General features: G+C 68.8%; 2 protein-coding genes. Both read left to right on the forward strand.

Annotated features, from left to right (window positions below; translation table 11 throughout):
* The coding region (gene trbG, locus ACTS11_RS10845; RefSeq protein WP_442640328.1) for a P-type conjugative transfer protein TrbG at positions 1-880 on the forward strand (880 nt) is incomplete at its 5' end.
* Positions 877-1,122 (forward strand): hypothetical protein (locus tag ACTS11_RS10850; RefSeq protein WP_442640329.1); only part of this gene is annotated, 246 nt, incomplete at its 3' end. The genes trbG and ACTS11_RS10850, both read left to right, overlap by 4 nt.

The raw sequence follows: 1,122 nt of genomic DNA on the forward strand, positions 1-1,122 counted from the left end.
CGCGGAGGCCGAGGCGCCCAAGCCTGTTCAGATCGTCGAGGTGCCGCGGCCCCTGCCGCTGCCCGGTCAGCTCAAGCTGCGTCCGGGAACCACACGGTCGACCGCCGGCGAGGATCTGGACCCGGAAGAGCGGATCGAGCAAGGGAATGCCGCCGCGCGCCGCGAACCGGCCCTCGAGGGATACGTCAACGCCGTCCAGATATATCCCTACACCAAAGGCGCGCTCTACCAGCTCTACGCCGCGCCCGAGCAGGTGAGTGACATCGCGCTGCAGCCGGGCGAGGAGCTGATCTCGGTCTCGGCCGGCGACACCGTGCGCTGGGTGGTCGGCGACACGACTAGCGGGGAGGGCGCCGGCGCCCAGGTCCATATCCTCGTCAAGCCGATCGCCGCCGACCTGACCACCAACCTCGTCATCACCACCAATCGCCGGGCCTACCACCTGGAGCTCCACAGCTCGGATGCGACCTACATGGCCTCGGTCTCCTGGGCCTATCCCCATGACGAGCTGATCGCTCTGCAACGCCGGAATGAACGCGCCGCCGCCGACGAGACCAGGACCATCGACGCCGGGCTCGACCTCCAGAACCTCCGCTTCCGCTACGCGATCAGCGGTGACGATCCGCCCTGGCGGCCGCTTCGGGCCTTCGACGATGGGCGCAAGGTCTACATCCAGTTCCCGAGCGGCCTCTTCCAGGGCGAGGCGCCGCCGCTTTTCGTGGTCGGGCCCGAAGGCGACAACGAGCTCGTGAACTACCGGGTCAAGGGCAACTTCTACATCGTCGACCGGCTCTTCGCCGCTGCGGAGCTCCGCCTGGGCGAGGCCCCGCAGCAGGTCGTCCGGATCAGCCGCACCGATGGCCAGGAACGCGGGTCATGAGCGACACAACCGTCAACCCGAGGCCCGAGCCGCCGCCGAAGGTGGACCCCGAGGAGCTCACGCTCCGCGCCCGGCCCCAAGCGGTCACGCGCATCAACCGCAAGGTCCTGATCGGCGCGGTGACTCTCGGTTCGGTCCTGATCTTCGGCGCGCTCCTGGTGGCGCTCGATCCGCCCAGCTTCAGGGGCGGGCGGACCGGCGAGGAGCTCTACAACGTGGACAACAAACCGACGCCGGATGAG

Source organism: Roseicyclus sp., assembly GCF_052168335.1.
In the GTDB taxonomy this organism is placed as follows: domain Bacteria; phylum Pseudomonadota; class Alphaproteobacteria; order Rhodobacterales; family Rhodobacteraceae; genus Roseibacterium.